This is a genomic window from Microcystis sp. M079S1, assembly GCF_020246425.1.
In the GTDB taxonomy this organism is placed as follows: Bacteria; Cyanobacteriota; Cyanobacteriia; order Cyanobacteriales; family Microcystaceae; genus Microcystis; species Microcystis aeruginosa.
On sequence record NZ_JADBSZ010000094.1, the window covers coordinates 1 to 2,651 of the forward strand.

At 38.2% G+C, this 2,651-nt stretch carries 2 protein-coding genes and 1 pseudogene; 2 read left to right on the forward strand and 1 reads right to left on the reverse strand.

The genetic code is table 11. The features are described 5' to 3' along the window. Window positions 1-233: 233 nt before the first annotated feature. Window positions 234-1,199 carry a M48 family metallopeptidase gene (locus IM456_RS05850; RefSeq protein WP_149986842.1) on the forward strand — a complete coding sequence of 322 codons (966 nt, stop codon included), beginning with the start codon at window positions 234-236 and terminating at the stop codon, window positions 1,197-1,199. Window positions 1,200-1,674: 475 nt separating this feature from the next. Next, window positions 1,675-2,310 (forward strand): hypothetical protein, encoded by a 636-nt coding sequence (locus IM456_RS05855; protein WP_216645646.1) that lies wholly within the window; start codon window positions 1,675-1,677, stop codon window positions 2,308-2,310. Here IM456_RS05855 and IM456_RS05860 read toward each other — a convergent pair. Next, window positions 2,293-2,478: pseudogene (locus tag IM456_RS05860) on the reverse strand (Uma2 family endonuclease); the annotation flags it as partial. The gene IM456_RS05855 and the pseudogene IM456_RS05860 overlap by 18 nt on opposite strands. Window positions 2,479-2,651: the final 173 nt, after the last annotated feature.

Consider the following 2,651-nt stretch of genomic DNA (forward strand, 5'->3'; position numbering starts at 1 on the left):
CTACTGACTCGGAGACTCCTGACTCCTAACCCAACCAACAAACTTTTTAAGCAACCCCTAATTAATTTTTGAGGTTTCAAAAACGGCAAAAATAAGGATTAAATGGCATAAAATCTGTAAATAGACCATTTAATTGCTTATTATTCATTCTTAATTCTCCTGACTCCTGACTCCTGACTACTGACTCCTAACCCTAACAACAATTTTTGATTTTTACAAGAGGTTTTATTAATATGCCAACTTATCCTGATATTTCCAGTCAAGCTTTTAAACATCCCCTAGATCAGCAAGCTGAACAGGCATTAAGATCGGTTCCAGGGTTTGACTTACTAGCGAAAAGTTTTTCCGAATATCTCTATGAACGTCCCCAGCAAATTTTATTAATGGGCAATGATCTAAAAGTCGGCCCGCGTCAATACGCCACTTTATACGGTATATATCGCCAATGTCTGCGGGATTTAGATATGTCCCCAGAACCGAATCTTTATGTCAGTCAAAACCCTTCAGCGAATGCCTATTCTTTAGGTTCGGAACATCCCTACATTGTCTTTAATACTGCCCTTTTAGACCTCTTAGATGAAGAAGAAATTAGGGTAATTCTTGCCCACGAATTAGGTCATTTAAAATGCGATCATAGTATTTTAATTCAAATGTCTTTTTGGGTGATGGGGGCGGCTAATTTCCTTGGGGGCATCACCTTAGGACTAGGAAAAGCCATTACTACCGGTCTAGTTTATGCCTTTTATGAATGGCGCAGAAAAGCGGAATTATCAGCAGACCGCGCCGCTTTATTAGTTACCGATGATTTAAATTTAGTCCTGAGAACTTTAATGAAATGTGCAGGAGGAAGTCAAAAATACCTGCATGAATGCAACTTAGAAGAATTTATTCGCCAAGGGGAAGCCTACCGACAATTAGACCAAGATAACTTAAACCAGATTTATAAATTTCTCATTTATAATGGCGGTAATGGTTCCTTTTTAACCCATCCTTTTTCGGTAGAAAGAGTGCATTATCTACAGCAATGGTTTAACTCGGAATCCTATCGTCAAATTCGCTGGGGAAACTATGCCAAAACAGGGGTAAAAAGCTCAATTAATGTTAATGCTAATGATAGCGAAAGCGAAAGATTGCAGCGACAAATAGCAGAACTACAAGCAGAAATTGAACGGGCAAAAAGACAAAGAAACCACGAATAATCTATAACAGCCCATAACTCAGCCAAATCAGCCAAATTAGCCGAAAAAGTCGATTCAGAGTGGGGAGAAAAACCGGTGGGCAACGAGCGATTGCTAACTATTAGTTTTCCTGATTGATCAGCTGTAAGTAGGGAGGCACAATTATTTGTAGGATGGGTTAGCGGTAGCGTAACCCTTGCAGGTGTTGGGTTTCATGCTTCAACCCAACCTACGTTCATCTTATATTTAATCTGACAGGGGGACAAGCAAGCTGAAGAGCTTATGTAGCATGGAATACAGATACAGACTCCAAAAAAAGGGCTCTTCTGGTTTCTGTGTGGAAACGAGGTCTATACTGATAGAATATCCGCAAAATAGGACTAAAAGTCTTGCCCAGTAAGCATTTCACGATTCCATAAGCAAAAATTATCACACAAAGTCGAGAAGACCCAAAAAAGATAAGTCATATATAGTAAATATGACCTAGATAACGAAAATGATAAGTGAACTATATCAGAAAGTCTTAGAGAATGAACTGGGGCGAGCCAGATATCTACTGCTGTTAATGATAGTTGGAACCTTGCAAATACTAAAGCAAGCAAAGTTAGAGATATTAGCAGAAGCACTACCAATACCAATCCTGTTTGAGAGTCGGAGAAAAAAACTAAAAAGATTTTTAAAGCTGGAAATTCTGAATATTGAAAAAATCTGGTTTCCGGTCCTAAAAGAGATGTTAAAACAGCAGGAGAGATTCACAATAAAAGGATTAGTATATATTGCCATAGACCAGACGAGTTGGGGAGCAATTAATATCTTGATGGTGAGGTTTATTTATGACAAGAGAGCCATCCCAATTTATTGGGATATATTAGATAAAAAAGGAAGTAGTAATCTCGAAGAACAAAAGCGAGTATTAGAAAAAATATTGACCGTGCTATCAGGTCATAAAATAGTGGTGTTAGGAGATAGAAAATTTTGTTCAGTCAGTCTAGGAAAGTGTATTCAGGAGCAGAGTGTATACTATTGTTTAAGACAAAAACAAAGTACAAATGTGAAGACGAAGGAAGGAATTTATCAAGAAATGAGAGAGTTAGGTTTAAGCCGAGGAACTAAATTATTTTGGGTGGAGTAAATGAGTATAGACGGGGGTAAGATCTAAACTAAATTCTGGCAGAATACTTTCCCCCGATAAACTCTCTGGATTAGTTAAAATTTCTACTGCCTTTCCTTGACGATAAATTTCTACTTCTCTAGTTTTTCTATTGATTAACCAACCTAAACGAGTCCCATTATCTAAATAGGGTCTGCTGAAAAAGTTTTTCGGTGGTGGCAGGGTGTGGGGTGTGGGGTGTGGGGTTTTACTCATTTTCAGGTGGTCAATTACCTAATTTTCAGGGAAAAAGTCCCGGAATTTTACCCCCGATCACTCCAATGCTAGGCACTTTTTGAGGTCAAAAAAGCCTAAAAACCTTA

Bases quoted from the DNA above. Each gene is read 5' to 3' on its own strand.
- IM456_RS05850 (WP_149986842.1), top strand. From the start codon at position 234: ATGCCAACTTATCCTGATATTTCCAGTCAAGCTTTTAAACATCCCCTA.
- IM456_RS05855 (WP_216645646.1), top strand. From the start codon at position 1,675: ATGATAAGTGAACTATATCAGAAAGTCTTAGAGAATGAACTGGGGCGA.